The sequence below is a fragment of the Actinokineospora spheciospongiae genome (assembly GCF_003182415.1).
GTDB lineage: Bacteria > Actinomycetota > Actinomycetes > Mycobacteriales > Pseudonocardiaceae > Actinokineospora > Actinokineospora spheciospongiae.
In genome coordinates this window covers 210,255-233,690 of the sequence record NZ_QHCP01000011.1, presented here as the reverse complement: position 1 = coordinate 233,690, position 23,436 = coordinate 210,255, and the positions used below count along the sequence as shown (strand labels likewise).

The 23,436-nt window shown below is 72.9% G+C and carries 26 protein-coding genes; 17 read left to right on the top strand and 9 right to left on the bottom strand.

Going from position 1 to position 23,436, the window contains the following annotated elements; all coding sequences use genetic code 11:
* Nucleotides 1-2 precede the first annotated feature (2 nt).
* Nucleotides 3-206 carry a cold-shock protein gene (locus tag DFQ13_RS26150; RefSeq protein ID WP_035280332.1) on the bottom strand — a complete coding sequence of 68 codons (204 nt, stop codon included), beginning with the start codon at nucleotides 204-206 and terminating at the stop codon, nucleotides 3-5.
* Nucleotides 207-345: 139 nt separating this feature from the next.
* Entirely contained in the window at nucleotides 346-720 is a 375-nt protein-coding gene (locus DFQ13_RS26145) for a hypothetical protein (RefSeq protein WP_110081700.1), read from the bottom strand.
* A 61-nt stretch (nucleotides 721-781) separates the two neighbouring features.
* Here DFQ13_RS26145 and DFQ13_RS26140 point away from each other — a divergent pair, with 61 nt between their 5' ends.
* The 8 genes from DFQ13_RS26140 (at nucleotide 782) to DFQ13_RS26105 (ending at nucleotide 8,976) form a co-directional block, all read left to right on the top strand.
* Entirely contained in the window at nucleotides 782-1,498 is a 717-nt protein-coding gene (locus DFQ13_RS26140) for a M50 family metallopeptidase (protein ID WP_035280321.1), read from the top strand.
* A 37-nt stretch (nucleotides 1,499-1,535) separates the two neighbouring features.
* On the top strand, nucleotides 1,536-2,129 hold the full coding sequence (locus DFQ13_RS26135; RefSeq protein WP_035280320.1) for a TetR/AcrR family transcriptional regulator: 594 nt from the start codon (nucleotides 1,536-1,538) through the stop codon (nucleotides 2,127-2,129).
* Between the two features lie 162 nt (nucleotides 2,130-2,291).
* On the top strand, nucleotides 2,292-2,918 hold the full coding sequence (locus tag DFQ13_RS26130; RefSeq protein ID WP_035280318.1) for a TetR/AcrR family transcriptional regulator: 627 nt from the start codon (nucleotides 2,292-2,294) through the stop codon (nucleotides 2,916-2,918).
* A gap of 323 nt (nucleotides 2,919-3,241) precedes the next feature.
* The gene (locus DFQ13_RS34130) at nucleotides 3,242-3,574 is read left to right on the top strand and encodes a hypothetical protein (protein WP_181400153.1); all 333 of its coding nucleotides are present in this window, start codon (nucleotides 3,242-3,244) and stop codon (nucleotides 3,572-3,574) included.
* Nucleotides 3,575-3,620: 46 nt separating this feature from the next.
* Nucleotides 3,621-4,853 (top strand): aldehyde dehydrogenase family protein, encoded by a 1,233-nt coding sequence (locus DFQ13_RS26120; RefSeq protein WP_110081699.1) that lies wholly within the window; start codon nucleotides 3,621-3,623, stop codon nucleotides 4,851-4,853.
* Nucleotides 4,854-5,021: 168 nt separating this feature from the next.
* Entirely contained in the window at nucleotides 5,022-6,794 is a 1,773-nt protein-coding gene (ctaD, locus tag DFQ13_RS26115; protein ID WP_035280312.1) for an aa3-type cytochrome oxidase subunit I, read from the top strand.
* A 185-nt stretch (nucleotides 6,795-6,979) separates the two neighbouring features.
* The gene (gene serB / locus DFQ13_RS26110) at nucleotides 6,980-8,212 is read left to right on the top strand and encodes a phosphoserine phosphatase SerB (RefSeq protein WP_035280334.1); all 1,233 of its coding nucleotides are present in this window, start codon (nucleotides 6,980-6,982) and stop codon (nucleotides 8,210-8,212) included.
* On the top strand, nucleotides 8,209-8,976 hold the full coding sequence (locus DFQ13_RS26105; RefSeq protein ID WP_110081698.1) for an aminoacyl-tRNA hydrolase: 768 nt from the start codon (nucleotides 8,209-8,211) through the stop codon (nucleotides 8,974-8,976). The genes serB and DFQ13_RS26105 overlap by 4 nt, the downstream gene beginning before the upstream one ends.
* 524 nt (nucleotides 8,977-9,500) lie before the next feature.
* On the opposite strand, the gene dhaL is transcribed toward DFQ13_RS26105, so the two are convergent.
* Nucleotides 9,501-10,112, bottom strand: a complete 612-nt coding sequence (dhaL, locus tag DFQ13_RS26100; RefSeq protein WP_110081697.1) for a dihydroxyacetone kinase subunit DhaL — start codon at nucleotides 10,110-10,112, stop codon at nucleotides 9,501-9,503.
* Nucleotides 10,113-10,126: 14 nt separating this feature from the next.
* A complete protein-coding gene (locus tag DFQ13_RS26095) occupies nucleotides 10,127-11,125 on the bottom strand; it encodes a dihydroxyacetone kinase subunit DhaK (RefSeq protein ID WP_110081696.1) in 999 nt (332 codons plus the stop codon).
* A gap of 116 nt (nucleotides 11,126-11,241) precedes the next feature.
* Between DFQ13_RS26095 and DFQ13_RS26090 the strand changes: the two genes are divergently transcribed.
* Nucleotides 11,242-11,835, top strand: a complete 594-nt coding sequence (locus DFQ13_RS26090) for an HdeD family acid-resistance protein (RefSeq protein ID WP_035289497.1) — start codon at nucleotides 11,242-11,244, stop codon at nucleotides 11,833-11,835.
* 25 nt (nucleotides 11,836-11,860) lie between these two features.
* Here the strand turns inward: DFQ13_RS26090 and DFQ13_RS26085 are convergent, their stop codons facing one another.
* Together DFQ13_RS26085 and DFQ13_RS26080 are read right to left on the bottom strand one after the other, a co-directional pair.
* A complete protein-coding gene (locus DFQ13_RS26085; protein WP_035289494.1) occupies nucleotides 11,861-12,181 on the bottom strand; it encodes a hypothetical protein in 321 nt (106 codons plus the stop codon).
* Nucleotides 12,182-12,216: 35 nt separating this feature from the next.
* Nucleotides 12,217-14,259: an ATP-dependent DNA helicase gene (locus DFQ13_RS26080; RefSeq protein ID WP_110081695.1), complete on the bottom strand. Its 2,043-nt coding sequence runs from the start codon at nucleotides 14,257-14,259 to the stop codon at nucleotides 12,217-12,219.
* Between the two features lie 132 nt (nucleotides 14,260-14,391).
* Here DFQ13_RS26080 and DFQ13_RS26075 point away from each other — a divergent pair, with 132 nt between their 5' ends.
* Nucleotides 14,392-15,108, top strand: a complete 717-nt coding sequence (locus DFQ13_RS26075; protein ID WP_146241363.1) for a hypothetical protein — start codon at nucleotides 14,392-14,394, stop codon at nucleotides 15,106-15,108.
* 14 nt (nucleotides 15,109-15,122) lie between these two features.
* On the opposite strand, the gene DFQ13_RS26070 is transcribed toward DFQ13_RS26075, so the two are convergent.
* Nucleotides 15,123-16,469 carry a glycosyltransferase gene (locus tag DFQ13_RS26070; RefSeq protein ID WP_181400152.1) on the bottom strand — a complete coding sequence of 449 codons (1,347 nt, stop codon included), beginning with the start codon at nucleotides 16,467-16,469 and terminating at the stop codon, nucleotides 15,123-15,125.
* A 463-nt stretch (nucleotides 16,470-16,932) separates the two neighbouring features.
* On the opposite strand from DFQ13_RS26070, the gene wecB reads away from it, so the two are divergent.
* Nucleotides 16,933-18,051, top strand: a complete 1,119-nt coding sequence (wecB, locus tag DFQ13_RS26065) for a non-hydrolyzing UDP-N-acetylglucosamine 2-epimerase (RefSeq protein ID WP_110081692.1) — start codon at nucleotides 16,933-16,935, stop codon at nucleotides 18,049-18,051.
* Between the two features lie 10 nt (nucleotides 18,052-18,061).
* Here the strand turns inward: wecB and DFQ13_RS26060 are convergent, their stop codons facing one another.
* Nucleotides 18,062-18,637, bottom strand: coding sequence for an isochorismatase family protein (locus tag DFQ13_RS26060; RefSeq protein ID WP_110081691.1), 576 nt, complete (start codon nucleotides 18,635-18,637; stop codon nucleotides 18,062-18,064).
* A complete protein-coding gene (locus DFQ13_RS26055; RefSeq protein WP_035289481.1) occupies nucleotides 18,634-19,932 on the bottom strand; it encodes a nicotinate phosphoribosyltransferase in 1,299 nt (432 codons plus the stop codon). The genes DFQ13_RS26060 and DFQ13_RS26055 overlap by 4 nt, the downstream gene beginning before the upstream one ends.
* A gap of 127 nt (nucleotides 19,933-20,059) precedes the next feature.
* On the opposite strand from DFQ13_RS26055, the gene clpS reads away from it, so the two are divergent.
* The 6 genes from clpS (at nucleotide 20,060) to DFQ13_RS26025 (ending at nucleotide 23,399) form a co-directional block, all read left to right on the top strand.
* Nucleotides 20,060-20,359, top strand: coding sequence for an ATP-dependent Clp protease adapter ClpS (gene clpS, locus DFQ13_RS26050; protein ID WP_035289478.1), 300 nt, complete (start codon nucleotides 20,060-20,062; stop codon nucleotides 20,357-20,359).
* Nucleotides 20,356-20,916 carry a DUF2017 domain-containing protein gene (locus DFQ13_RS26045; protein ID WP_110081690.1) on the top strand — a complete coding sequence of 187 codons (561 nt, stop codon included), beginning with the start codon at nucleotides 20,356-20,358 and terminating at the stop codon, nucleotides 20,914-20,916. The genes clpS and DFQ13_RS26045 overlap by 4 nt, the downstream gene beginning before the upstream one ends.
* Nucleotides 20,917-20,920: 4 nt before the next feature.
* Nucleotides 20,921-21,532 (top strand): P1 family peptidase, encoded by a 612-nt coding sequence (locus tag DFQ13_RS26040; protein WP_110081689.1) that lies wholly within the window; start codon nucleotides 20,921-20,923, stop codon nucleotides 21,530-21,532.
* A gap of 56 nt (nucleotides 21,533-21,588) precedes the next feature.
* Nucleotides 21,589-22,053 (top strand): Mov34/MPN/PAD-1 family protein, encoded by a 465-nt coding sequence (locus tag DFQ13_RS26035; protein WP_110081688.1) that lies wholly within the window; start codon nucleotides 21,589-21,591, stop codon nucleotides 22,051-22,053.
* A gap of 94 nt (nucleotides 22,054-22,147) precedes the next feature.
* Nucleotides 22,148-22,426, top strand: coding sequence for a MoaD/ThiS family protein (locus tag DFQ13_RS26030; RefSeq protein ID WP_110081687.1), 279 nt, complete (start codon nucleotides 22,148-22,150; stop codon nucleotides 22,424-22,426).
* 22 nt (nucleotides 22,427-22,448) lie between these two features.
* Complete coding sequence (locus DFQ13_RS26025) at nucleotides 22,449-23,399, top strand: PLP-dependent cysteine synthase family protein (RefSeq protein WP_110081686.1); 951 nt, start codon at nucleotides 22,449-22,451, stop codon at nucleotides 23,397-23,399.
* The last annotated feature ends 37 nt before the right edge of the window (nucleotides 23,400-23,436 follow it).

Here is a 23,436-nt window from a genome sequence, read left to right as displayed (position 1 = left end):
ACTCAGACGGGGACGACCCCGGTGGCCTGCGGTCCCTTGTTGCCCTGACCGACCTCGTAGGTCACCTTCTGGTTCTCCTCCAGCGTGCGGAAGCCGCTCGTCTGGATCTCCGAGTAGTGCACGAACACGTCGGAACTGCCGTCGTCGGGGGCGATGAAGCCGTAGCCCTTCTCCGAGTTGAACCACTTGACGGTGCCCTCAGCCATACCGCTCTCCTAGCTGTGCTGCCTCCCGGCGTCCGCTGGTTGCGACGCCCGGGACGTCCGGTCACGCTGGCGGTCCGGACGACCACGGGCAGTCAAACACACCTCGCGGCGCAGAGGTAGGGCCTTGACAGCGAACGTCTCAGCGGCCCGCGGCGAAGGCGGACAAAGCGCACAGGACCGCCCAGGCACCCGCCACCTTGGCGGAGTTGCGGCGGCTGCCCGCGTCGGGCAGGCCGGTGCCGAAGGTGATCGCGTCGGCGGTGTCGGAGGCGACCCGGACGGCGATGGCCGCCCGCAGCGGCGCACCCGCGGGGGCGAACGCCATGGCCAGCCCGGTGGCCACGTCGCGGACGCCGAGGCTCCTGGTCAGCGCCGCCACGCCGGGCCCGGGGGTGCCGCTCGGGTCGACCAGCCCGGTGGGCTTGGCCATCAGCAACGGGCGAATCGTGATCGCCGCGCCGTACACCGCGGTGGCGGCCCCGAGGGCCCTCGGAATCCACGTCGACTGAGCCATGGACGGAGGCTACCCAGCCCGCGCCCGACGCACCCGGCGAGCGGACGGGCAAGATCGTGGGGTGCAGGCGACCTCGACCACCCCCGACCTCTGGCAGCAGATCTTCGGCGGCAACTGGCAGCCGCCCGCGACGATGGTGCTGCTCACCGCGGGGGCGGCCCTGCTGGTGGTGCTGCTGCGCCCCCTCTGGCGGCCTGCCCGCAACGTGATCACCATCGTGCACGAGGCGGGCCACGGGCTGGTCGCCGTGCTGGTCGGCAGGCGGCTGTCCGGCATCCGCCTGCACTCGGACACCTCCGGCGTCACCGTCTCCCGCGGCAAGCCGGAGGGGCCGGGCATGGTCCTCACGTCGCTCGCGGGCTACGTGGCGCCGTCGCTGCTCGGGCTGGGCTTCGCGGCGCTGCTGGCGGCCAATCGGACGAACGTTGTTATCGTGATCTGCGCGATATTGCTTTTCGGCGTCCTGGTGATGGTGCGCAACCTGTACGGAGTGCTCTCGGTGGTCGTCACCGGGCTGCTCCTGTTCGCCGTCTCGTGGTTCGCGCCGGACGGCGTCCAGGCCGCGTTCGCGTACCTGATCGCGTGGTTTCTGCTGTTCGGCGGCGTGCGACCGGTGTTCGAGCTCCAGCGCAAGCGCCGCCGCGGGCGGGCCCGCGACTCCGACGCCGACCAGCTCGCCCGGCTCACCGGGGCGCCCGGGTTCTTCTGGGTCGGCTCCTTCCTGATCATCGATCTGGGCGCGCTCCTGGTCGCCGCGGCGTGGCTGCTCCTCCCGTGACCGAGTACCGGCGGTATTCGGGCGTTAGGCTGCCCGCATGCCCCGACTGAGCAGGGTCGAGAGCCAAGCCCGCACCCGCGAGCTGCTCATCGCCACCGCCAAGGACCTCTTCCTCCGCGACGGCTACCACGCCACCTCGCTGGAGAAGGTCGCCGAGGCCGCGGGCTTCTCCAAGGGCGCGGTCTACTCGAACTTCCGCAACAAGGACGAGCTGTGCCTGGTCGTCCTGGACGACATCCACGCCGAGCACATCAAGGCCGTCGCCGAAGCCGTCTCCGGCAGGCCGTTCGACGACGCGGTCGCCCTGTTCTCCGAGTGGGCCGAGCGCATGATCGGCGACGAGGGCTGGACCGTGCTCGAGGTGGAGTTCGGCCTCCAGGCCCGCCGCGACCCGGCGCTGCGCGCCGAACTGGCCGTGCGCGACCGGGCCGTGCGCGACGCCATCACCAGCCTGGCCCGCACCTTCGACACCTCCGCCCACCCGGCCCCGCTGCCTGCCGAGGACATGGCCACCGTCCTGCTGAGCCTCGGCATCGGGCTCGCCATCCAGCGCGTCATCGACCCCGGCGTCCCGATCGGCACCCTCACCGACACCCTGCGCTCACTGCTGGGCAGGCCGAAGTCCGAATAGGACTTCACATTGCCTCCGATCCGAAGTGGCCAGTACGAATGCGACTGGTCACAATGTCGACACCTGTTCGTGTCCCAGCGGACCCGCTGTGGCGCAAGCGAAGTCCCATCACGATCATGGACAGTCGCGAGTATCGACAACCCGAGATCGAGAGGGACCCCAGTGACCGACCCGGCCGAGGCCACCCCGCCGCGGCGGCGCACCCAGCGCGAGCGCCGCGAGGCGACCGTGGGCAAGCTCGTCGACGCGACCATCGCCGCGATCTCCGAGGTCGGCTACGCCCGCGCCTCGGTGCAGGAGATCTGCAAACGGGCCGGTGTGTCGCACGGCGGGCTGTTCCGGCACTTCGAGACCCGGCTGGACCTGGTCGTCACCGCGGCCGAGGAGGTCGGCCGCAGGCTGATCGCGAACTTCTGGGAACAGGTCGGCCCCGTCGCCGAACACGAAGCGGGCCTGCACGACGTCCTCCGAGCCATCCGCGCCGCGTCCCGCTCCCCGCTGAACCTGGTCTGGTTCGAAATCCTCGTCGCCGCCCGCACCGACACCGCCCTGCGCACCCGGCTGGGCCCGACCATGGACAGCTTCGCCAAGGACATCTACCTCACCGCCCTGCGCGTCCCCGCCATCGCCGCCCAACCGGTCGAAACCCGCCAGGCAGCGGTCTCCGCCGCCCTCCACATGTTCGACGGCGAAACCTTCGTCAACGCCGTCCACCCCAGCCCCCACCTCGACGACAAACGCCTGGAAATCGTCGCCGCCCTCTACCAGACCCCAGCCGCCCGGGACTGACCCCGACTCCGCGGACCTGCCCGAGCTCGACTGCTCCGGGACCTGCCCGGCCCCATCCCGTCCCACCGGACCGGACGTTCCCATTGCTGCCGAACCTGGTCAGTCAGTCCACCCCGACCCAACCACTCTCGGCGGTCGAGACCAGACCACCGTCCACAATTCTAGTCGTGCATGGGGCGGTGGGTAAGTGGTCGGTTGCGGGCTGTGGACAACTTTCGGGGGAATCGCCGGGGCTGTGGACAGAGGGGAGCGCTCGGCGGCGAATCCTGACAAGCTCGACCTCGTCGGGGCACGGGACGCACGACGAGAGGACGGGTGGGGCTATGACGACGGGGTTCTCCGGGGGCGGGGTGCTCGAGGCGCTGGTGTGCTTCGAGCAGGCGACCGTGGTGCTGGCGCTGTGCGACGGGCCCGAGCTGGTGGTTCGGACGGTCAACGCGGCCGGGCGGGCCGCGGTGGGGGCGGACCTGGTGGGCAAGCCGCTGCCGGTCCAGGGGCACCGGCCGGGGCTCGAGGCGGTGCTGGCCGACGGCAAGGAGTACCGGGCCGGGGGCGTGACCGTGGGCGGGGCGAAGCTCGACGTGGTCTTCCGGGCGGTGACCGCGAAGGACGGGCACATCACCGGGGTGACCTTCGAGGGCCACCTCCCCGGCTGAGGCAGACTCTCCCGGACGGACCCGGGCTACGAAGGGACACACGAAGGTGACCGACCAGCACACGGTCGTGGCGGAGTGCGCGGCGCGGGCCAAGGCCGCCGCCCCGGCGCTCGCGGCCGCGTCCGACGAGGCGATCGACAACGCCATCGGGGAGATGGCCGCGCGGCTGTCCTCGGCCAGGGCGAAGGTGCTCGCCGCCAACGCCGAGGACGTGGCCGCCGCGGAGGCCGCCGGGATGAGCGGGGGGTTGCTCGACCGGCTGCGGATCACCGAGGACCGGCTCGCCGACATGGCCGAGCAGCTCCGGCTGCTGGCCGGTGTCCCGCACCCGCCGCGGGAGACCCCGGTGCGGGAGTTGGACGGTGGGTTGAAGCTGGTCGAGCTGCGCAGGCCGGTCGGGGTCATCGGGGCCAACTACGAGGCCCGGCCCAACGTCACCGTGGACGTGGCCTCCCAGCTTGTCAAGTCGCGCAACGCCGGGGTGCTGCGCACCGGTTCGGCGGCGCTGCGGTCGGCCACCGCGCTGCTCAAGCACGTGATCGCGCCCGCGCTCGACGAGGCCGGGCTCGACCCGGACGCCGTGCAGCTGGTGCCCACCGCCGACCGGGAGGCGGCCGGTGCGCTGGTCGAGCTGCCCGGGCTGGTGCCGCTGGTCATCCTCCGCGGCAGCGGTGAGAGCACCCGCGAGCTGGGCAGGCGCGCCGCCCAGGTGGGGGTGCGGACCCTCGCGCACGCCGACGGCGGCGGTGTCCTCTACTACGACAGCAAGGCCGACCCCGCCTTCGCCACCGACCTCATCCAGCGCAGCCTGGACCGGCTCGGCGTCTGCAACCGGCTCAACCTGCTGCTCGTGCACCGCGACGTCTACGACTCCGCCCTGCCGGGCATCCGGGCCGCCCTCGACGACGTGCGGGTCACGCCCTCGCTGCCGCCGCACACCCACGCGATCGGGTACGAGTGGGCGCTCGACGGCGACCACGAGGCCACCGTCACCGTCGCCCCCGTCGACGACCTGCGCGAGGCCGCGCGGATCGCCAACGAGGAGACCTCCGGCCTGGCCGCGGGCATCGTCACCGAGGACAGGGCGACCGCCGAGGAGTTCATGGCCGCCTACACCGGCACCGGGGTGTTCTGGAACGCCCCGACCCGGCTGCTCGACGGCTTCAAGCTGCTCGGCGTGCCGGAGACGGGCATCAACATCGACCGGGTCCCCGGCCCCCGCGGACCGGTCACCTACACCGACCTCACCCTGCGGCAGTACGCGGTGGTACCGGTGTGACCTGGGCAACCGACCGTTTTTGTGCGATCGGTCAGTTATGCACAGCACACCAAGCCCACACGAGCCCACCACAGTCCACCGGGCTACGATCCTTCCCGAGCCGCACCGGCGTGGCCGGCCGCGACTCACGAGATGGACGCCCACCACCATCAGTTGCAGGAGGCAGGAGTGACGGCAGTAGCCCCACGGCCGATCGCCACGCGGCCCTACCCGGCCCGCGAGACGGCCAAGGGTTCGTACCTGCTGCGGCTGTTCCGCACGACGGACCACAAGCAAATCGGCATCATGTACCTGGTCACGTCGTTCGCCTTCTTCATGGTGGGCGGCGCGATGGCGATGCTCATCCGAAGCGAGCTGGCCGTCCCGGGTCAGCAGTTCCTGTCGCAGGAGCAGTACAACCAGCTCTTCACCATGCACGGCACGGTCATGCTGCTGCTGTACGCGACGCCCATCCTGTTCGGGTTCGCAAACTTCATCCTGCCGCTGCAGATCGGTTCGCCGGACGTCGCGTTCCCGCGGCTGAACGCGTTCTCGTACTGGCTGTACCTGTTCGGCGGCATCATCGTGATGACCGGCTTCCTGACCCCGGGTGGCGCCGCCGACTTCGGCTGGTTCGCCTACACCCCGCTGTCGGACAAGATCCACTCGCCGGGTGTCGGTGCCGACCTGTGGATCACCGGCCTGGCGGTCGGTGGTCTCGGCACCATCCTCGGCGCGGTCAACATGCTCACCACCGTGGTCTGCCTGCGGGCGCCCGGCATGACCATGTTCCGGATGCCGATCTTCACCTGGAACATCCTCATCACCAGCATCCTGGTGCTGCTGGCGTTCCCGATCCTCACCGCCGCGCTGTTCGGCCTGCTCGCCGACCGGCAACTCGGGGCGCACGTGTTCGACCCGGCCAACGGCGGCGTGATCCTCTGGCAACACCTGTTCTGGTTCTTCGGCCATCCGGAGGTCTACATCGTCGCCTTGCCGTTCTTCGGCATCGTGTCGGAGATCTTCCCGGTGTTCAGCCGCAAGCCGCTGTTCGGCTACCGCGGCCTGGTGTACGCGACCCTGGCGATCGCCGCGCTGTCGGTGACGGTGTGGGCGCACCACATGTACGCCACCGGCGCCGTGCTGCTGCCGTTCTTCTCCTTCATGACCTTCCTGATCGCGGTCCCGACCGGGGTGAAGTTCTTCAACTGGATCGGCACGATGTGGAAGGGGTCGCTGACCTTCGAAACCCCGATGCTGTTCAGCGTCGGCTTCCTGGTCACGTTCCTCTTCGGCGGTCTGACCGGTGTGCTGCTCGCGGCCCCGGCCATCGACTTCCACGTGTCCGACACGTACTTCGTCGTCGCGCACTTCCACTACGTGCTCTACGGCACGATCGTGTTCGCCACCTTCGCGGGCATCTACTTCTGGTTCCCGAAGATCACCGGGCGGTTCCTCGACGAGCCGCTGGGCAAGCTGCACTTCTGGACCACGTTCATCGGCTTCCACGGCACCTTCCTGGTCCAGCACTGGCTGGGCAACGAGGGCATGCCGCGCCGCTACGCCGACTACCTGGCCAGCGACGGCTTCACCACGCTGAACACGATCTCCACGATCGGCGCGTACATCCTCGGCGCCTCGACGCTGCCGTTCATCTGGAACGTGCTCAAGTCCTACCGGTACGGCGAGCTGGTCGACGCCGACGACCCGTGGGGCTACGGCAACTCCCTGGAGTGGGCCACCAGCTCCCCGCCGCCGCGGCACAACTTCACCGAGCTGCCGCGCATCCGCTCGGAGCGCCCGGCGTTCGACCTGCACTACCCGCACATGGTCGAGCAGGGGCACCACGACAAGTACGTCGGTGTCGGGTCGGCCAAGCACAAGCCGGCCCCGTCGGAAATCCTCGCCGAGAAGATGAACCCCGACGACATCTCCAAGGGTGACCCCACCCTGTCGAACTGACCCGGGTCACCAGCAGGTGAACCCGAACATCCAGTAGATCCAGTGGAGCTGCGGGTGGAACCAGGTACGCGCGACGTGCCGGGTCCACCCGCAGTCCCATGTCCGGGGCCGGACGGTCCCGCGAGCCCCGGGAGACCGCGATCGTGACCGCCGCCCAGAACCCCGCCACCCTGAATCCCACCGCCCTGAATCCCACCGCCAACCCCGCCCCGGGGACCCCGGTCCTGATCACCGTCACCGGGCCGGACAAGCCGGGTGTGTCCTCCGTGCTGTTCGCCGTGCTGGTGCGGCACGGGGTGGAGATCCTCGACGTGGAGCAGGTCGTCATCCGCGGGCAACTGGTGCTCGGGGTGCTGGTCAGCGCCGACCACGACGCCGAGGGGTTGCAGGAGTACGTCGAGCAGGCGATGGCGTCGGTGGCGATGCACGTCGAGGTCGAGGTGGGGGTGGACCCGTCGTCGGCCACCGGCTCCACGCACGTGCTGGTGGTGCTGGGCAGGCCGGTCACCGCCCGCGCGTTCAGCGAGGTCGCCCGCCACCTGGCCGGGCTCGGGGCCAACATCGACTCGATCCGCCGGGTCGCCGACTACCCGGTGACCGGCCTGGAGCTGCGGGTCTCGGTCGCCGAGGACACCGACGCCGCCGACGCCGAGCTGCGCGGCGCGCTGGCCGCGCTGTCGGGCCGGGTGGGCCTCGACATCGCCGTGGAGCGCGACCTGCTCTCCCGGCGGGCCAAGCGGCTCATCGTGTTCGACGTGGACTCCACCCTGGTGCAGGGGGAGGTCATCGAGATGCTCGCCGCCAAGGCCGGGTGCGAGGACAAGGTCAAGGAGATCACCGACGCGGCCATGCGCGGCGAGATCGACTTCACCGAATCGCTGCACCAGCGGGTGGCGCTGCTGGAGGGCCTGCCCGCCACGGTCCTCGACGAGGTCGCCGCCGCCATCCAGCTCACCCCCGGCGCCCGCACCACCATCCGCACCCTCAAGCGCCTCGGCTTCCGCTGCGGTGTGGTCTCCGGCGGGTTCGACTACATCATCGAGAGCCTGGTCGACGACCTCGGCCTCGACTTCCACGCCGCCAACGAACTGGAGATCTCCCGCGGCGTCCTCACCGGCCGGGTCATCGGCGAGGTCGTCGACCGCGCGGGCAAGGCCGTCGCCCTGCGCCGCTTCGCCCAGCAGTACGGGGTCCCGCTCGCGCAGTGCGTGGCCGTCGGCGACGGCGCCAACGACATCGACATGCTCGCCACCGCGGGCCTCGGCGTCGCCTTCAACGCCAAGCCCGCGCTGCGCGAGGTCGCCGACACCGCCCTGTCCCACCCGTACCTCGACGTCGTGCTGTTCGTACTCGGGGTCACCCGCGCGGAGGTCGAGGCCGCCGACGCCGCCGACGGCCTGGAGTTCGACCGCCTGTGACCGCCATCCTCACCCCGCTGGTCGACCGCTACGCCTCCTGGCTCACCCGCCCGGCCGCCTCCGCCGCCGACACCTCCGACGAGGACCCGGCCGAGGTCCGCGCCATGCCGGTCATCCTGCGCATCGAGCGCGACCCCCAGCCCGACCGCACGGCCCTGCTGGAGGCGGCCGCGGCGGCCGCGCTCGCGGTCTGCCTGGCCCCCGAGGCCGAGGGCGAGTGGCACCCCGAACTGCGCGCCTGGGTCAACGGCCGCATCCGCAAGGTCTCCCGCCGCGCCCGCGGCGCCCACTGGGCGGCGGTCCACGACCTGCCGGGCGTCACCGTCGAGGTCGACGGCGCCGAAGCCCGCGCCCTGGTGCCGATGCGGGTCAGCCAGACGCCCAAGGAGGTCTCCCGCCTCCAGATCTCCGGCAGCGAACTGCCCGCCTCCACCCCCGGTCCCGTTCCGGCGGGCGCACCCGTGCTGTGGCTGAACCCGGACGTGCCGATGACCGCGGGGAAGGCCGCCGCCCAGGTCGGCCACGCCACCATGCTCCTCGCCGCACTGATGCACGCCTCCGGCCAGCATGAGGCCCTTGAGAACTGGGCGGCCCTCGACCACCGCACCGCCGTCCGCACGCCGACCCCCGCCGCCTGGGCCGCTGCGCACCCCGGCGCCGATCCCGAGGCGGCTTGGCGCGACCACGGCGTGGTCGCTGTTCGGGACGCGGGTTTCACCGAAGTTGCCCCCGGCACGGTCACGGTTCTGGCCCGCTGGCCCTGACCCCACCTATCGGTCTCGCGGCATTCGATCTACGTACCCCGTCTGACTCGCCGTCCCGGTTGCGGCCCGACCCGGCTTGACCGTGTCTTCAAGGCCCGGTCTTTGTGTGGGTGGTGCCCGGCTGGGTGGATGTGTTTGGCCGGGGCCCCTATGGCGATCATGTGCTCCAGTGCGTCAGGTGGGGCTGAAAAGATGCCCCACCGCCCAGAGAGGCTGTCACATGATCGCTACCCCCGGCCAAACACATCCACCCACCCGGGCAGTTGGCTCGCCGGGCCGGCGGTTTGTTGGGTGGTCGGCTGGCCGAGCACATCCACCCACCCGGGCAGTTGGCTCGCCGGGTCGGCGGTTTTCAGGTTGGCTGGTTGGCCGCCGAGCACATCCACCCACCGGGCGTCTGTTTGGCCGGGCCTGCGGTTCGTGGGGGCTGGCTTTGAGGACAGGCCCTGGTTCGACCTGGTTCGGTTCGCCCTGCCCTGCCCTGGCCTGGCCTGCCCTGGCCTGGCCTGGCCGGTTCCGAGTGGTCAGGTGCCTGCGGCGAACAGGAGGCCGATGGTCATCGCGCCCGGGTCGGTGACGCCGATGGCGTGGTCGCCCACGTAGCTGGCGCGGCCGCGGCGGGCGCGGATGCCCGCCGTGGCCTCGGCTCCTTCCTCCGCTGCCCGAGCGGCGACCGCGAAGGCCTCCGCGAGTGGTGTCGACGGTGGGAGGGCCTTGAGCGCGTCTGCGGCGGGGGACAGGGCATCGACCAGGGTTTTGTCACCCACCTGGGCTTCGCCGACGCGTTGGATGGCGGCGAGGCCGTTGGTGGTGCCCTCGGTGAGGGCGGCTGGGGTGAGGTCGCCTGCTTTTGCTGTCGCGGCCGCGAACTCTTGCAGCAGGAGGCCGAAGAGTGGGCCGCTGGTGCCGCCGACCCTGTCCAGGAACACGTGGGCCGCGGCGGCGATCACCTCGGCTGCCGGGGTTCCCGCTACCAAGCCGTCCAGTTCGGACTGGATGAGGCGGGCGGCGCCCGCGATGTTGGCGCCGAAGTCGCCGTCGCCCGCGGCCTGGTCGAGGGCGGTCAGGTCGGGCTCGCGGTCGAGGGCGGTGGTGGTGAAGCGGCGGAGCCAGTCCGCGGCGGGGGAGTCGGTCATCTGCTCGTCCTTCCTCAGGCTCGCCACGCGGCGGTGTGCGCGGGGGCGTCCCAGAGCGCGGTCAGCTCGTCGTCGGTGCGGGTGAGTGACAGGGAGAAGCCGTGCATGTCCAGTGCGGTCACCACCGAACCCACCAGGTGGCGCTCCAGTGCGACCCCGTGTTCGGCGAGTGCGGTCGCGAACCGGTGGTGCAGGCCGTACAGCTCCAGCGGGGTCGTGCGGCCGAGGCCGTTGACCAGGCCGATGACCCGGTCGCCCCGGGTGAGGGTGAGGGCGGTGACGAGGCTGCCGGTCATGTCGCGCACCAGGTCGTCGACCGGGCCGTGGGGGCGGACCGCGCCGGAGCGCTCGCCGTGGATGCCGACTCCGTACTCGATGCCGTCGTCGGGGAGGTCGAAGGCGGGGGTGCCGGTGGCGGGGGAGGTGTGCGCGGCGGCGGCCACCGCCACGCTGCGGCTGCCCGCGACGACCCGTTCGCCCAGGGCGACCAGGGCGTCGAGGTCGCGGCCCTGGTCGGCGGCGGCGCCGAGCAGCTTCTCCACCACCACGGTGGCGCCGGTGCCGCGGCGGCCCACGGCGATGTCGGCGGAGTCGGTGGCCACGTCGTCGTCGACCAGGACCCGGGCGCAGCGGATGCCGTCGTGGTGCAGGCGCTCGGCGGCGATGCCGAAGTTGATCTTGTCGCCGGTGTAGTTCTTCACCACGTGCAGCACGCCGCCGGGCTTGGCCACCGCCTTCGACGCCGCGTACACCTGCCGGTTGTGCGGTGAGGCGAAGATCCGCCCCGGGCACGCCGCGTCCAGCATCCCGGCGCCGACGAAACCCGCGTGCAGCGGCTCGTGCCCGGACCCGCCACCGGAAACCAGGCCGACGACCCGCCGCGGGTCGGGCGACCGGGCGGTGACGTGGCCCGGGTCCGGGGTGAACTCGACCAGGTCGGCGTGCGCCAGGGCGAACCCGGCCAGCCCGGCGTCGACCAGGTCGTCCGGGGACTCGGCGAAGTAGCGGCTCATGCCCCCATCGTCGACCCCGCGCCGCCCGCCGTCGAGTCGGTGAGGTGGTGAGGCGGGGTTCGGGAGGCGCGCGGGCCGTCGCGGTCCCATCCTGGGAGGGAGGAGAGGAGTCCGCCATGACCGTGGTCCCGCCCCGGGCGTTCACCATCAAGGCCGATCACGAATCGACCCGCGTCCTGCACCGGCTCACCGGGCGGTGGTGGGTGGTCGCGGTGCTGGGCTTCCTGGTCGCCGTGCTGGGCGTCGTCCTGCTGGCCGACCTCGCCGCCGCCGCCGGGACGCTGGCCGTGCTGGTCGCCATCGGGCTGATCTTCGACGGCGCCGCCGAGATCGCCACCGCGGGCAGGCACCGGGCCGGGTGGCCCGCCTACCTGCTCGGCGGGCTGTGGCTGGTGCTCGGCGTGCTCGCCCTGGTCTGGCCGGGGATGACGCTGCTGGCGCTGGCCGTGTGCGTCGGCATCGGGTTCGTGCTCGGCGGGGTCGTGCAGGTGGGCGCCGCGCTGTCGGCGCGCAAGCGGTTGCCGATGTGGGGGCTGTGGCTGGCGCTGGGGGTGGTGACGTTCGTCGTGGGGGTGCTCGCGCTGGTGCTGCCCGGGTTGACGATCCTGACGCTGGCGGTGTGGTTGGGGGTGGCGTTGCTGTTGCGCGGCATCGGCATGGTGTGGTTCGGGTTCACCCTGCGCAGGCTGCACACCGCCACGGGACGCTAGGGCGCGCCCTCGAAGCCCGGCCTTGTCAGCGCTGCCAGACCACGAAGAAGCCCTCGTCGGTGGTCATCGCCTCGACGAAGGCGTCGTTGTCGAAGCCGGGGAGGGACTGCAGGCGGGACATCAGGTCGTCGGCGCTGGGGTGGCCCGCGGGGACCGCGCAGCCGCCGCCGCCCTCGCGCATCAGCATGAAGAAGGTGTCCTCCTTCCAGGCGCTCTCGGGGATGATGCGGATCGCCACCTCGGCCAGGTCCGCCCACGACACCGACTCCTCCGTGCCGTCCGCGAGCAGCCGCCGGACACCGTCGTCGTCGACGGTGATGTCCGCCTCGCCGGGAATGCCTGACACACGTCCTCCGTGGGATGTCTTGCCGTACAGGGGAATCAGCTCGCCGCGGCGGCCAGCCTGCGCAGGGCGCCGCGCACCACCGCCGGGTCGGTCGTCGACCAGAACGGCGGCAGGGAGGCCCGCAGGAACCCGCCGTAGCGGGCCGTGGACAGGCGCGGGTCGAGGATCGCCACGATCCCGCGGTCGTCCATGGAGCGCAGCAGCCTGCCCGCGCCCTGGGCGAGCAGCAGGGCCGCGTGGGTGGCGGCGACGGTGAGGAAACCGTTGCCGCCCCTGGCCTCCACCGCCCGCTGGCGGGCCGAGGCGAGCGGGTCGTCCGGCCGGGGGAACGGAATCCGGTCCATCACCACCAGCGACAGCGACGGTCCGGGCACGTCCACCCCCTGCCAGAGCGACAGGGTGCCGAACAGGCAGGTCGCCGGGTTCTCGGCGAACTTCCCGACCAGCAGTGACGTCGAGTCCTCGCCCTGGCAGAGGATCTCGCCGTCGACGACCTCCCGCAGTTGCGCCGCGGCCTGCTTGGCCGCGCGCATCGAGGAGAACAGCCCCAGGGTGCGCCCGCCCGCCGCCTCGACCAGCTCGCGCAGCTCGTCGAGGTAGGCCGGGGGCAGGCCGTCGCGGCCCGGCGGGGGGAGGTGCCTGGCCAGGTAGAGGATGCCGGACTTGGCGTGGTCGAAGGGGGAGCCGACGTCCATGCCGGTCCACCGGACCTTGCCCTCGTCGGCGGGGGCTTCCCTGTCGATCGCGGCGCCCTCGACCTTCACGCCGCTGCTCTGCGCCACCGGCAGCCCCCACTGCCGGGCCAGGGCGTCGAACGACCCGCCGAGGGTGAGCGTCGCCGAGGTGAGCACCGTGGTGTTCTCGCCGAACAGCTTCTCCCGCAGCAGCCCGGCCACGTTCAGCGGGGCCACCCGCATCGTCGGCGGGCGCGGGTTCTGCGACCCGAAGTCGCCGGTCACCCACACCACGTCGCGCTGGTGGGCGGTGTCGGTCTCGAAGGCCTCCAACACCCGCACGGCCGTGTCGTGCACGTCCTCCAGGGCGGCCAGGGCCTGCTTGCGGGCGCTCACCGCGTCCGGTTCGCCGCCGCGCTTCTCCGGCCCGATCGCGGTGACGCAGTGCTGGGCGGCGTCGCGCAGGGCGGTGAGGGTGACGCGCAGCGGGTCGGGCAGCGCGTCCACCCGACCGACCGCCACGTCCTCCAGGAGCATGGCCAGCCCGTCCCCGCTCTCGGCGAGCCGGTCGGCGATGTCCTCCTCCACCAGCCTGCCCACCCGCCGGGCGGCGACGGACACGGCGGAGGCGGACAGCTCGCCGGTGGCCGCCGACGTCACCCGGTCCACCAGGTCGTGCGCCTCGTCGACGACGACCACGTCGTGCTCGGGCAGCACCTGGGCGGTGCCGAGGGCGTCGATGGCCAGCAGGGCGTGGTTGGTGACCACGACGTCCGCGCGCCCGGCCTCGGCCCGCGCCTTCTCGGCGAAGCAGTCGGTCCCGATCGGGCAGCGCGCGGCCCCCAGGCACTCCCGCGCCGACACCGACACCTGCCGCCACGACTGGTCGGACACCCCGGGCACCAGCTCGTCGCGGTCACCCAGTTCGGTGTCGCTCGCCCACTCCCGCAGCCGGGTGACCTCGCGGCCCAGGCGGGAGATGGCGAACGGGTCGAACAGCACTTGGTCGTCGGGGTCGTCGGCCGGGCCGCCGTCGAGCTTGTGCAGGCACAGGTAGTTGCGCCTGCCCTTGAGGATGGCGAAGGTCGGCGTCCGCTTCAGCGGCTTGGCGAGGGCCTTGGCCAGGCGGGGCAGGTCGCGGTCGACCAGTTGCCGTTGCAGGGCGATGGTCGCGGTGGAGATGACGACCGTGGAGCCCTTCTCCACCGCGTGCCGGATGGACGGCACCAGGTAGGCCAGCGACTTGCCGGTGCCGGTGCCCGCCTGCACGGCCAGGTGCTCGCCGGTGCGGATCGCCGCCTGCACCGCCTCGGCCATCTTGACCTGCCCAGGTCGTTCCGCGCCACCGACGGCACCGACCGCGGTGGCCAGCAGCTCACCGAGGGGAGGCAGGGAGTCCGGCACAGCGCAGACGGTACCGGTGGGGTCGGACAACCCGACCGCGTCCCCCGACCGGGTTGTCCCGCTCGGCTGGCACTGCGCCGGGGTGGTCGCTCGGCTGCACTGGGGGCACTGGTCCGAATGGAGGTACCCGCAATGGCACGGCGAGCTGTGATGCCCCTGTTCCTGGCGTCCACCCTGTTCTGCGCCCCGGCGATCGCGGCGGCGGACCCGGTGGCCGCCCCGCCCGCACCCCCGACCGCCGCGGCCGCCCCGGCCCCGGCGCGCGCCGAAGCCTCGGTGGGCGGCGGGACCGCCACCCTCGGTGCCGAGGCGGTGGAGGTGGAGCCCCTGGCGCCGTGCACCTCCGACGGCGCGTCCACCGCGGGCGGCCCGCCCACCGCCACGACCGGGGGCACCGCCGCGGACAGCGGCCCGGTCGGCTTCGGCCCCGGCAAGACCACCTGCACCCCCGACCGGGGCACCGGCGTGGCCAAGGCGTTCGCCGAGGGGCGCGACTTCCGGATCGACGCGCTGCGGGCGCACGGCGGCCCGACGATCACGGTGCGCCGGTTCAGCGCGGGCTGCACCACGATGGGCCGCAGCGTCAGCTCCGCGGCGACCCTGGCGGGCGTCAGCGGGCTGTCGACGCCGTGGTTCTTCCCGGTCAACCACACGATCACCGTCCCGGGCGCCACCGCCGCCGACCCGCCGCTGGCGGCCGTCACCGTCAACGCGGTGAGCGCCCCGGACCGCGAGGACAGGTCGGTCACGGTGAGCGCGCTCAAGATCCGCTTCTTCCCCGAGGGCGGCCCGGAGAGCGGCACCCTGCTGGTCGGCACGGTCACCTGCACCCCGGCCGCGCAGGGCTGACGGTCGGGCACCGCTCAGTGCTCGAGCGCCACGGCCGCCAGGTTCGGGCGCTTGGCGGTTCGGGTCCCCGGTGCGCCGCTGTGGCTCCGGGCCAGGCGGATCGCGGCTCGCCACGAGGTGAGGTCGACGGTGCGGGCGTAGACCGCGTAGGCCAAGCCGTGGGCGAGTGACCTGGGGAAGCCGGTGCCGGGTTCGTGGTGGTGGCGGTGGATCGGGCCCCAGACGGCGAACGGCAGCAGGCCCGAGGCGCCGTACACCGCGAACGCGACCCACGCGCCTTCGGTCAGCCAGGTCCAGGTGCCTGCCGGGTTGCCCACCACGTGGCCGAGCAGGAGCAGGTACGGGATCGGGCGGACCAGGCCTGCGAGGGGGCTCGTCCACGGCCGGATGAGGTGGCGCACCAGTTTCGCCGTGGTCAGGGGGCCCAGGTCGGAGTTCCGGATTCGGCGCAGGTGGCGGATGTGCCGCAGCGCTTCCTGGTTGGACCGGGTCCGCTTGGCCAGGAGGTGGCGCAGGTCGGGCAGCGCCTCCTGCTCGACGTGGGTGTCCGCGGTGAACGCGGTCTTCCAGCCCTTGCCCGCCAGGCGGGTGCCGAGTTCGGAGTCCTCCGACGTCGTGCCGCGCCACGGGCCGGGGCCGTCGGCGGTGGAGTCCAGGGCGGTCATCCTGATGAACTGGCCGGGGAGACCCGGGGTGCCGGTGCGGTCCAGGGAGCGCAGGTGGGCGGCGACGGGGCCGCGGGACTCCAGGTCCTGCACGCGAGCCAGGGCTGAGCCGAAGCGGTGGCGGAGGGTGCTGTCCACGGCAGGCGGGGTGCGCCGGTCGACCACCCGCACGTCGACCCGGACGGCGCCGACAGCGGGGTCGCCGAAGAGGTGGTGGGCGGCGCAGACATCGAGGGAGTTCGCCGCGGGGCGGCTGTCGGCGTCGAGGACCACGACGACGGTGCGGTCGGTGTCGGCGTGGGCGCCCATCCAGGACTTCAGTTCGCGGTGGGCGGTGTCGAGGGCGGCTCCCCCGCCGGTGCGCGCTCCGCGGGCCAGGTGCAGGTGGCGGTCGCCGCCGTGGCGGGGACCGCGCAGGCGGGTGACGACGGCCGCGGTGTCGTCCCCGGGGTCGGTGATCACCCAGACGTGGGCGGCGGGGAACGTGGCGCGGAGGTACCCGATCGTGTCGCCGAGGGCGGGTTCGCGGTCCCGGCAGGGGATCAGGAAGTGCCACTCCAGCGCGTCCGCGTCGCCGGTGGCCGAACGCCCGCGCCGCAGGTGGGGGAGCAGGACCAGGCCCGCGTGGCAGAGGAAGGCGATGCCCGCCGCCAGCGTGAGCGCCTGGGTCAGGCCGAGGAGGAGCGCGGGGCTCACCGCCCGCGCCCCGGTTCGCGCGTCGCCCGCGGTGGTGTCCGCGACCCGGGCCAGTCAAGTCCGAAGTGGAGGGATGGGCGCGCGGTGGTCGGGGGTTCGGCCGCCGCGCGCCGGGGTGGGCCCGGTTCCGGGTGTGCCACGGGTCCTCCACGGGTCGGCGTCACCCGTGTGACGCGTGTGTCCGACATCATCGTGGTGCGGCGAACCCGGAAAACATCGCTGGATCGGGTGACGCGCGCGGTAGCGGTGCGTGTAGTGCGGCGGGGTGATCCGGGCAATCCCGGCACCCCGTGCCGGGGGACCACACCTCCGGGCGAAACCCCGTTCCGCAACCCGGGTCCCGTCGTTGATCCGGGCAAGAGCGGTCCCGGACCGGATGTCCACTGTGGATGGATCGGTTCCCCTCGGGAGGACGCGGTGGCCGCCCGGGGCCGCGCCTTGTCGTGCGAGGTGAGGAAGAGCCATGCGTGAGGACGTCCTGGTGCTGGTGGGCACCTGCTCCGAGGCGATCAAGGCCGCGCCCGTCGCCCTGGAGCTGGCCGCGCACCCGCGCAGGCGTCCCGTGCTCGTGCACAGCGGGCAGCACGTCGGCGTGGTCGAGCAGGCGCTGGCCCCGTTCGGCCTGGCCCCCGACGCGGTGCTGCCGGTGCGCCGGGGCGCGGGCGGGCAGGCCGAACTGGTCTCGGCGCTGCTGCCCCGGCTGGGCGCGCTGCTGGCCGGGGTGCGCCCCGCCGCCGTGGTCGTGCAGGGCGACACCACCACGGCCCTGTGCGGCACCCTCGCCGCGTTCTGGCGCGGTGTCCCGGTGGCGCACCTGGAGGCGGGACCGCGCACCGCGTCCCCGGAGGCGGGCAACCGCCTGCTCGTCGCCCGCCTCGCCGCGCTGCACCTGGCGCCCACCGCGGCCGCCGCGGCGGCGCTGCGCGCGGAGAACGTCCCCGCCGACACCACCGTCGTCACCGGCGGCACGGCCGTCGACGCGGCCCGGCTGATCGCCGCGTCCGGGCTGCGCCCCACCAGCCCGGTGCTGCGGGGGCTGGAGGGCACGGCCGACCGGCTGGTGCTCCTCGCCCCGCACCACCGCGAGTCCTGGGGGGCGCCGCTCGACGGGGTGCTCGGCGCCGTGCGCTCGCTGCTCGAACGCCACCGCGGGGTGCGCGCGGTGCTGCCCGCGCACCCCAACCCGGGCGTCCGCGCGCAGGTCGCCGCCGCGCTCGGCGGGCACCCGGCGGTCACCGTCACCGAGCCGCTGGACCACCCCGACCTGGTCTGGCTGCTGCGCCGCGCCGAGCTGGTGCTGACCGACTCCGGCGGCATCCAGGAGCAGGCGCCCACCTTCGGCGTGCCGGTGCTGCTCACCCGCGACAGCACCGAGCGCCGGGAGGCCGTGGACGCGGGCTGCGCCTGGCTCGTGGGCACCGAGCGGGCCCGCGTCCTCGACGCGGCCGACCGGGTGCTCTCCGGGGAGCTGCGCGTCCGCGACCGGGCGAACCCGTTCGGGGACGGCTACGCCGCCGCGCGGGTGTGCGCGGCGCTCGACCGGGTGCTGCGCGCCCGGCCGCCGATGGCAACGGCCTCCTGACGGGAGCGGGTCAGCCGACGGTGCCCACCAGGGTGACGTCGGCGGAGCGGAGCTGGGCCAGGGCCGACTCGACCGTGGGCGGGGCGACACCCGCGGTGAGGTCGAGGCGGACGGTGACGGCGAAGCCCGCGGCGGCGGCGTCCAGGGCGGTGGCGCGGACGCAGTGGTCGGTGGCGATGCCGACCACGTCCACCCGGTCCACCCCCCGGGCGCGCAGCCAGTCGGTCAGCGACGCGCCGCCGGGGCCCTCGCCCTCGAAACCGGAGTACGCCGCGGCGTAGGCGCCCTTGGAGAAGACCGCCTCGACCGGGCTGACGTCCAGCTCCGGGTGGAACGAGCTGCCCGGGGTGCCGGCCACGCAGTGCACCGGCCAGCTATCGACGAAGTCCGGGGTTTCGCTGAAGTGCCCGCCCGGGTCGACGTGGTAGTCGCGGGTGGCCACGACGTGGTCGTAGCCGCCCGCCGCCACGTGCGCGCTGATCGCCGCGGCCACCGCGGCCCCGCCCGGCACTGCCAGCGAGCCGCCCTCGCAGAAGTCGTTCTGCACGTCGACGACGATCAGCGCGTTCTTGCCCGGCCGGTTCATGACTGCTCCCGCGTGAGGTGGACGGTGGGGATGGCGGGTTCGCCCGCCGAGAGCTTGAGGCCCTCCCAGGGCAGGCTGACCAGCCCCTGCCGCACCCGGTTGCGGCTGTCCTCCAGGGTGGGCAGGTCCTCGACCACCTGTCCACCCCTGATCAGCGGGATCTGCAGCGGCCGGTCGTGCTCGCCCGCCTCCGGGGCGGGCCCCTCGGCCGGGTAGACGACCTCCTCCAGCGCGGTGCCGGTGGGCTTGTGCCTGCGCAGGGCCAGCTTGCGGCCGCCGCGCGACTCCTTGTGCGAGCTGCGCTTGGCCACCGGCCGCCCCTCGACCTCGACCAGCTTGTAGACCATGCCCGCGGTCGGCCTGCCCGAGCCGGTGACCACCGAGGTGCCCACGCCGTAGGCGTCGACCGGTTCCGCGCGCAGGGCGGCGATCGCGTACTCGTCGAGGTCGCCGGAGACCACGATCCGGGTCCCGGTGGCGCCCAGCGCGTCGAGCTGCTCGCGGGCCTGGCGGGCCAGCACGCCGACGTCGCCGGAGTCGATGCGCACCGCGCCCAGCTCCGGGCCCGCCACCGCCACCGCGGTCTCGATGCCCGCGGTGATGTCGTAGGTGTCCACGAGCAGGGTCGTGCCCACCCCGAGGGCGGCGACCTGCGCCTCGAACGCCTCCTTCTCGCTGTCGTGCAGCAGGGTGAACGCGTGCGCGCAGGTGCCCGACGTCGGGATCGACCAGCTCCGCCCGGCCTCCAGGTTCGAGGTGGTGCCGAAACCGGCCAGGTACGCCGCCCGCGCCGCGGACACCGCGGCCCGCTCGTGCGTGCGCCGACCGCCCATCTCGATGATCGGCCGCCCGTTCGCCGCCCCCGCCATCCGCGCCGCCGCGGAGACGATCGCGCTGTCGTGGTTGAGGATCGAGAGCACCACCGTCTCCAGGACCACCGCGTCGGCGAACGTGCCGCGCACGGTCAGCACCGGGGAGCCCGGGAAGTACAGCTCGCCCTCGGCGTAGCCGTCGACGTCTCCCCCGAACCGGTAGTCCGCCAGCCACGACAGGGTGGTCTCGTCGACCACGCCCGTCGCCCGCAGGTGGGCCACCTCCTCGGGGCCGAAGCGGAAGTCGGTGATGGCGTCCACCACGCGCCGGGTGCCGCCGACGACCCCGTAGCGCCTGCCCTCGGGCAGCTTGCGGGCGAACGCCTCGAAGACGCAGCGCCGGGAGGCCGTGCCGTCGGCCAGCGCCGCGGACAGCATCGTCAGCTCGTAGTGGTCGGTCAGCAGTGCCGTGGTCCCAGCCATGCGGAGCAGCCTAGGGCGCCGAACGGTCCGGTGTGTCCGGTGGACGCCGAAGTGATCTGTGACGTTCTACTCCGTTCGAATGAAGATCCGCTGAACCCGGTGAATCCGGTCGTGCCACCATTGACCCATGACCGCGCCAGTCGACATGGAGCAGACACAGGCCGACCCGGCCGGGTCCGAGGTGGTGGCCGAGGACCGCCCGTGGCAGACCGTCGTGTGGAACGACCCGGTCAACCTGATGTCGTACGTGACCTACGTGTTCCAGAAACTCTTCGCCTACAGCCGCGACCAGGCGACCAAGCTGATGCTCGACGTGCACCACGAGGGCAAGGCGATCGTCTCCTCGGGCAGCAAGGAGAAGGTCGAGGGCGACGTGGCGAAGCTGCACGCCGCGGGCCTGTGGGCGACGATGGAGCACACCTCGTGAAGCCGTGGAAGCGCAAGGGCGACAAGCTCTTCGCCGACATCGACAAGCAGGAGGCCGCCGTGCTGCGCGGCCTGGTCTCGCAGATCGACGACATGCTGCGCGCCAGGGTCGAGGAGACCCCGCAGGACGAGCTGGCCGAGCTGACCGGCATCCGCACCGGGCCGACCAGCTCCCCGGACGACCCGATCCTGTCGCGGCTGCTGCCCGACTTCCACCGCCTCGACGACGACAACCCGTCGAAGGAGGACCTGGACTCGGCCGCCATGCTGCGCTCGCTGCACGAGCCGGGCCTGCTCGACGTCAAGGTCGGGGTGGCCGCGGTGGTGCTGGGGACCTGCCCGACCCACGGCGGCGAGGTCCGGCTGTCGCTGGAGCAGGCCGACGCGTGGCTCAGCGCGCTCAACGACGTGCGGCTGGCGCTGGGCACCGCCATCGAGGTGACCGACGACATGCCCGAGGAGCTGCCCGACGACGACCCGCGCAGCCCGCACCTGGCCGTCTACCACTGGCTGACCTGGGTGCAGGAGTCGCTGGTGCAAGCCCTCTCGTCGGACTGACCCGGTGACCGCCCGGCTCGGCAGGCACGGCGGCGCGCTGGTGGTGCTCTTCGACGAGGGCACCGTCGGCGGCGTCGACGCCCGTGGCGGGGCGCCCGGCACCCGGGAGCTGGACGTGCTGGCCCCGGAGAACCTGGTGGGCCGGGTCGACGCGGTGTGCGTGGCCTCCGGCGGACCCGCCGGGCTGGCCGCCGCCGACGGGGTGCTGCGCTGGTTGCGCGAGCGCGACCGGGGCTTCCGGGTGGGGGAGGGGCCGGGGCAGGTGGTGCCGATCGTGCCCGCCGCGACCAACCCCGGCGGGCCCGCGCCGGACGCCGAGGCGGGGTACCTGGCCTGCCAGGCGGCCGGGGAGTGGCCGGTCGACGGGGTGTCGGCCTTGGTCGAGGGCGCTGTCGTGGTCGTGGTGGTGGACGCCGAGCTGGACAAGGCTCGGTGCAGGCGGGTGGCCATCTCCGCCCGCGACGGCCTGGTCCGCGCCGGGGCGCCGGACGCCGCGACCACGGTGTTCGCCGCCGCCACCGGCACCGGGCCGCCGACCGGGCCGCTGGAGCTGGACGCCCTGTGCGGCGCCGCGGCGGACCGCGTCACGGCCGCCTACCAGGCGCTGCGCCGCTGAGCTGCGCCGACGTGATGAACTCTCACGGACTGGGAGACCGGTAACCACCCAGTAGGATGGGCGCCGTGCTGACGATCCGCCGAGACCTCGTGGACGCGCTGGTCGCCCACGCCCGCCGGGACCACCCGGACGAGGCCTGTGGCGTCATCGCGGGACCCGACGACGGCTCGGACCGCCCCGAGCGGTTCATCCCGATGCTCAACGCCGCCCGCTCGCCCACGTTCTACGAGTTCGACTCCGCGGACCTGCTCCGGCTGTACCGCGAGATGGCCGCCAACGACGAGGTGCCGGTGGTGGTCTACCACTCGCACACGGCCACCGAGGCCTACCCGTCGCGCACGGACGTCTCCTACGCCTCCGAGCCGTTCGCCCACTACGTGCTGGTCTCCACCCGGGACCCGCAGGAGCACGAACTGCGGTCCTACCGGATCGTCGACGGGGAGATCACCGAGGAGCCGATCGAGGTGGTCGAGTCCTACCGGTTCGCCCACACCGGCCCGGACGACGCACCCGAACAGTGATCAACCGCGCAGTGATCAACCGCGCACCCAGGAATACCGGGCGCGGTCCCGCACGTCTTCCCCTGTAGCACTGGCACACCCCGGAGGTTCCACCATGGCCATCACGGTCTCGATCCCGACCATCCTGCGCACGCACACCGGTGGGGAGAAGTCGGTCCCCGCCGCGGGCACCACCCTCGCCGAGGTCATCGACGACCTGGAGGCCAACCACGGCGGCCTCAAGCAGCGCCTGGTCAAGGACGGCGCCCTGCACCGGTTCGTCAACGTCTACGTCAACGACGAGGACGTGCGCTTCGCCGGTGGCCTCGACGCCAAGGTCGCCGACGGCGACAACGTGACCATCCTCCCCGCCGTGGCCGGCGGCTCGCGCTAAACCCCGCCGGGAGGTTGTTCCGATGGCCCGCTACGACTCACTGCTCGACGCGCTCGGCGACACCCCACTGGTCGGGCTGCCGCGGCTGTCGCCGTCGGCGGACGTGCGGCTGTGGGCCAAGCTCGAGGACCGCAACCCGACCGGCTCGATCAAGGACCGGCCCGCGCTGGCCATGATCACCGCCGCGGAGCGCGACGGGGTGCTGCTGCCCGGCAACACCATCCTGGAGCCCACCTCGGGCAACACCGGCATCTCGCTGGCCATGGCCGCCAAGCTCAAGGGCTACGGGCTGGTCTGCGTGATGCCGGAGAACACCTCCGAGGAGCGCAGGACGCTCCTGCAGGCCTACGGGGCCAGGATCGTCTTCTCGCCCGCGGCGGGCGGCTCGAACGAGGCCGTCCGCCGGGCGAAGGAGCTGGCCAAGGAGCACCCGGACTGGGTGATGCTCTACCAGTACGGCAACCCGGACAACGTCGGCGCGCACTACCGCGGCACCGGCCCGGAGATCCTGCGCGACCTGCCGTCGATCACCCACTTCGTCGCCGGGCTGGGCACCACCGGCACGCTGGTGGGGGTGGGCCGGTACCTGCGTGAGCAGAAGCCGGACGTGGAGATCGTGGCGGCCGAGCCGCGCTACGGCGAGCTGGTCTACGGCCTGCGCAACCTCGACGAGGGGTTCGTGCCGGAGCTGTACGACCCCGAGGTGCTGACCGGCCGCTACTCGGTCGGCTCCTACGACGCGCTGCGCCGCACCCGCCAGCTCCTGGAGACCGAGGGCATCTTCGCGGGCATCTCCACCGGCGCGATCCTGCACGCGGCGCTGTCGGTCGCGGAGAAGGTCGCCAACCGGGGCGGGGAGGCCGACATCGTCTTCATCGTCTGCGACGGCGGCTGGAAGTACCTGTCCACCGGCGCCTACAGCGGCAGCCTCGACGAGGCTGCCGAGCGGCTGGACGGGCACCTCTGGGCCTGACCGCCGTGCCCCGGGGTCGCCCGCCGTGTCCTAGGGT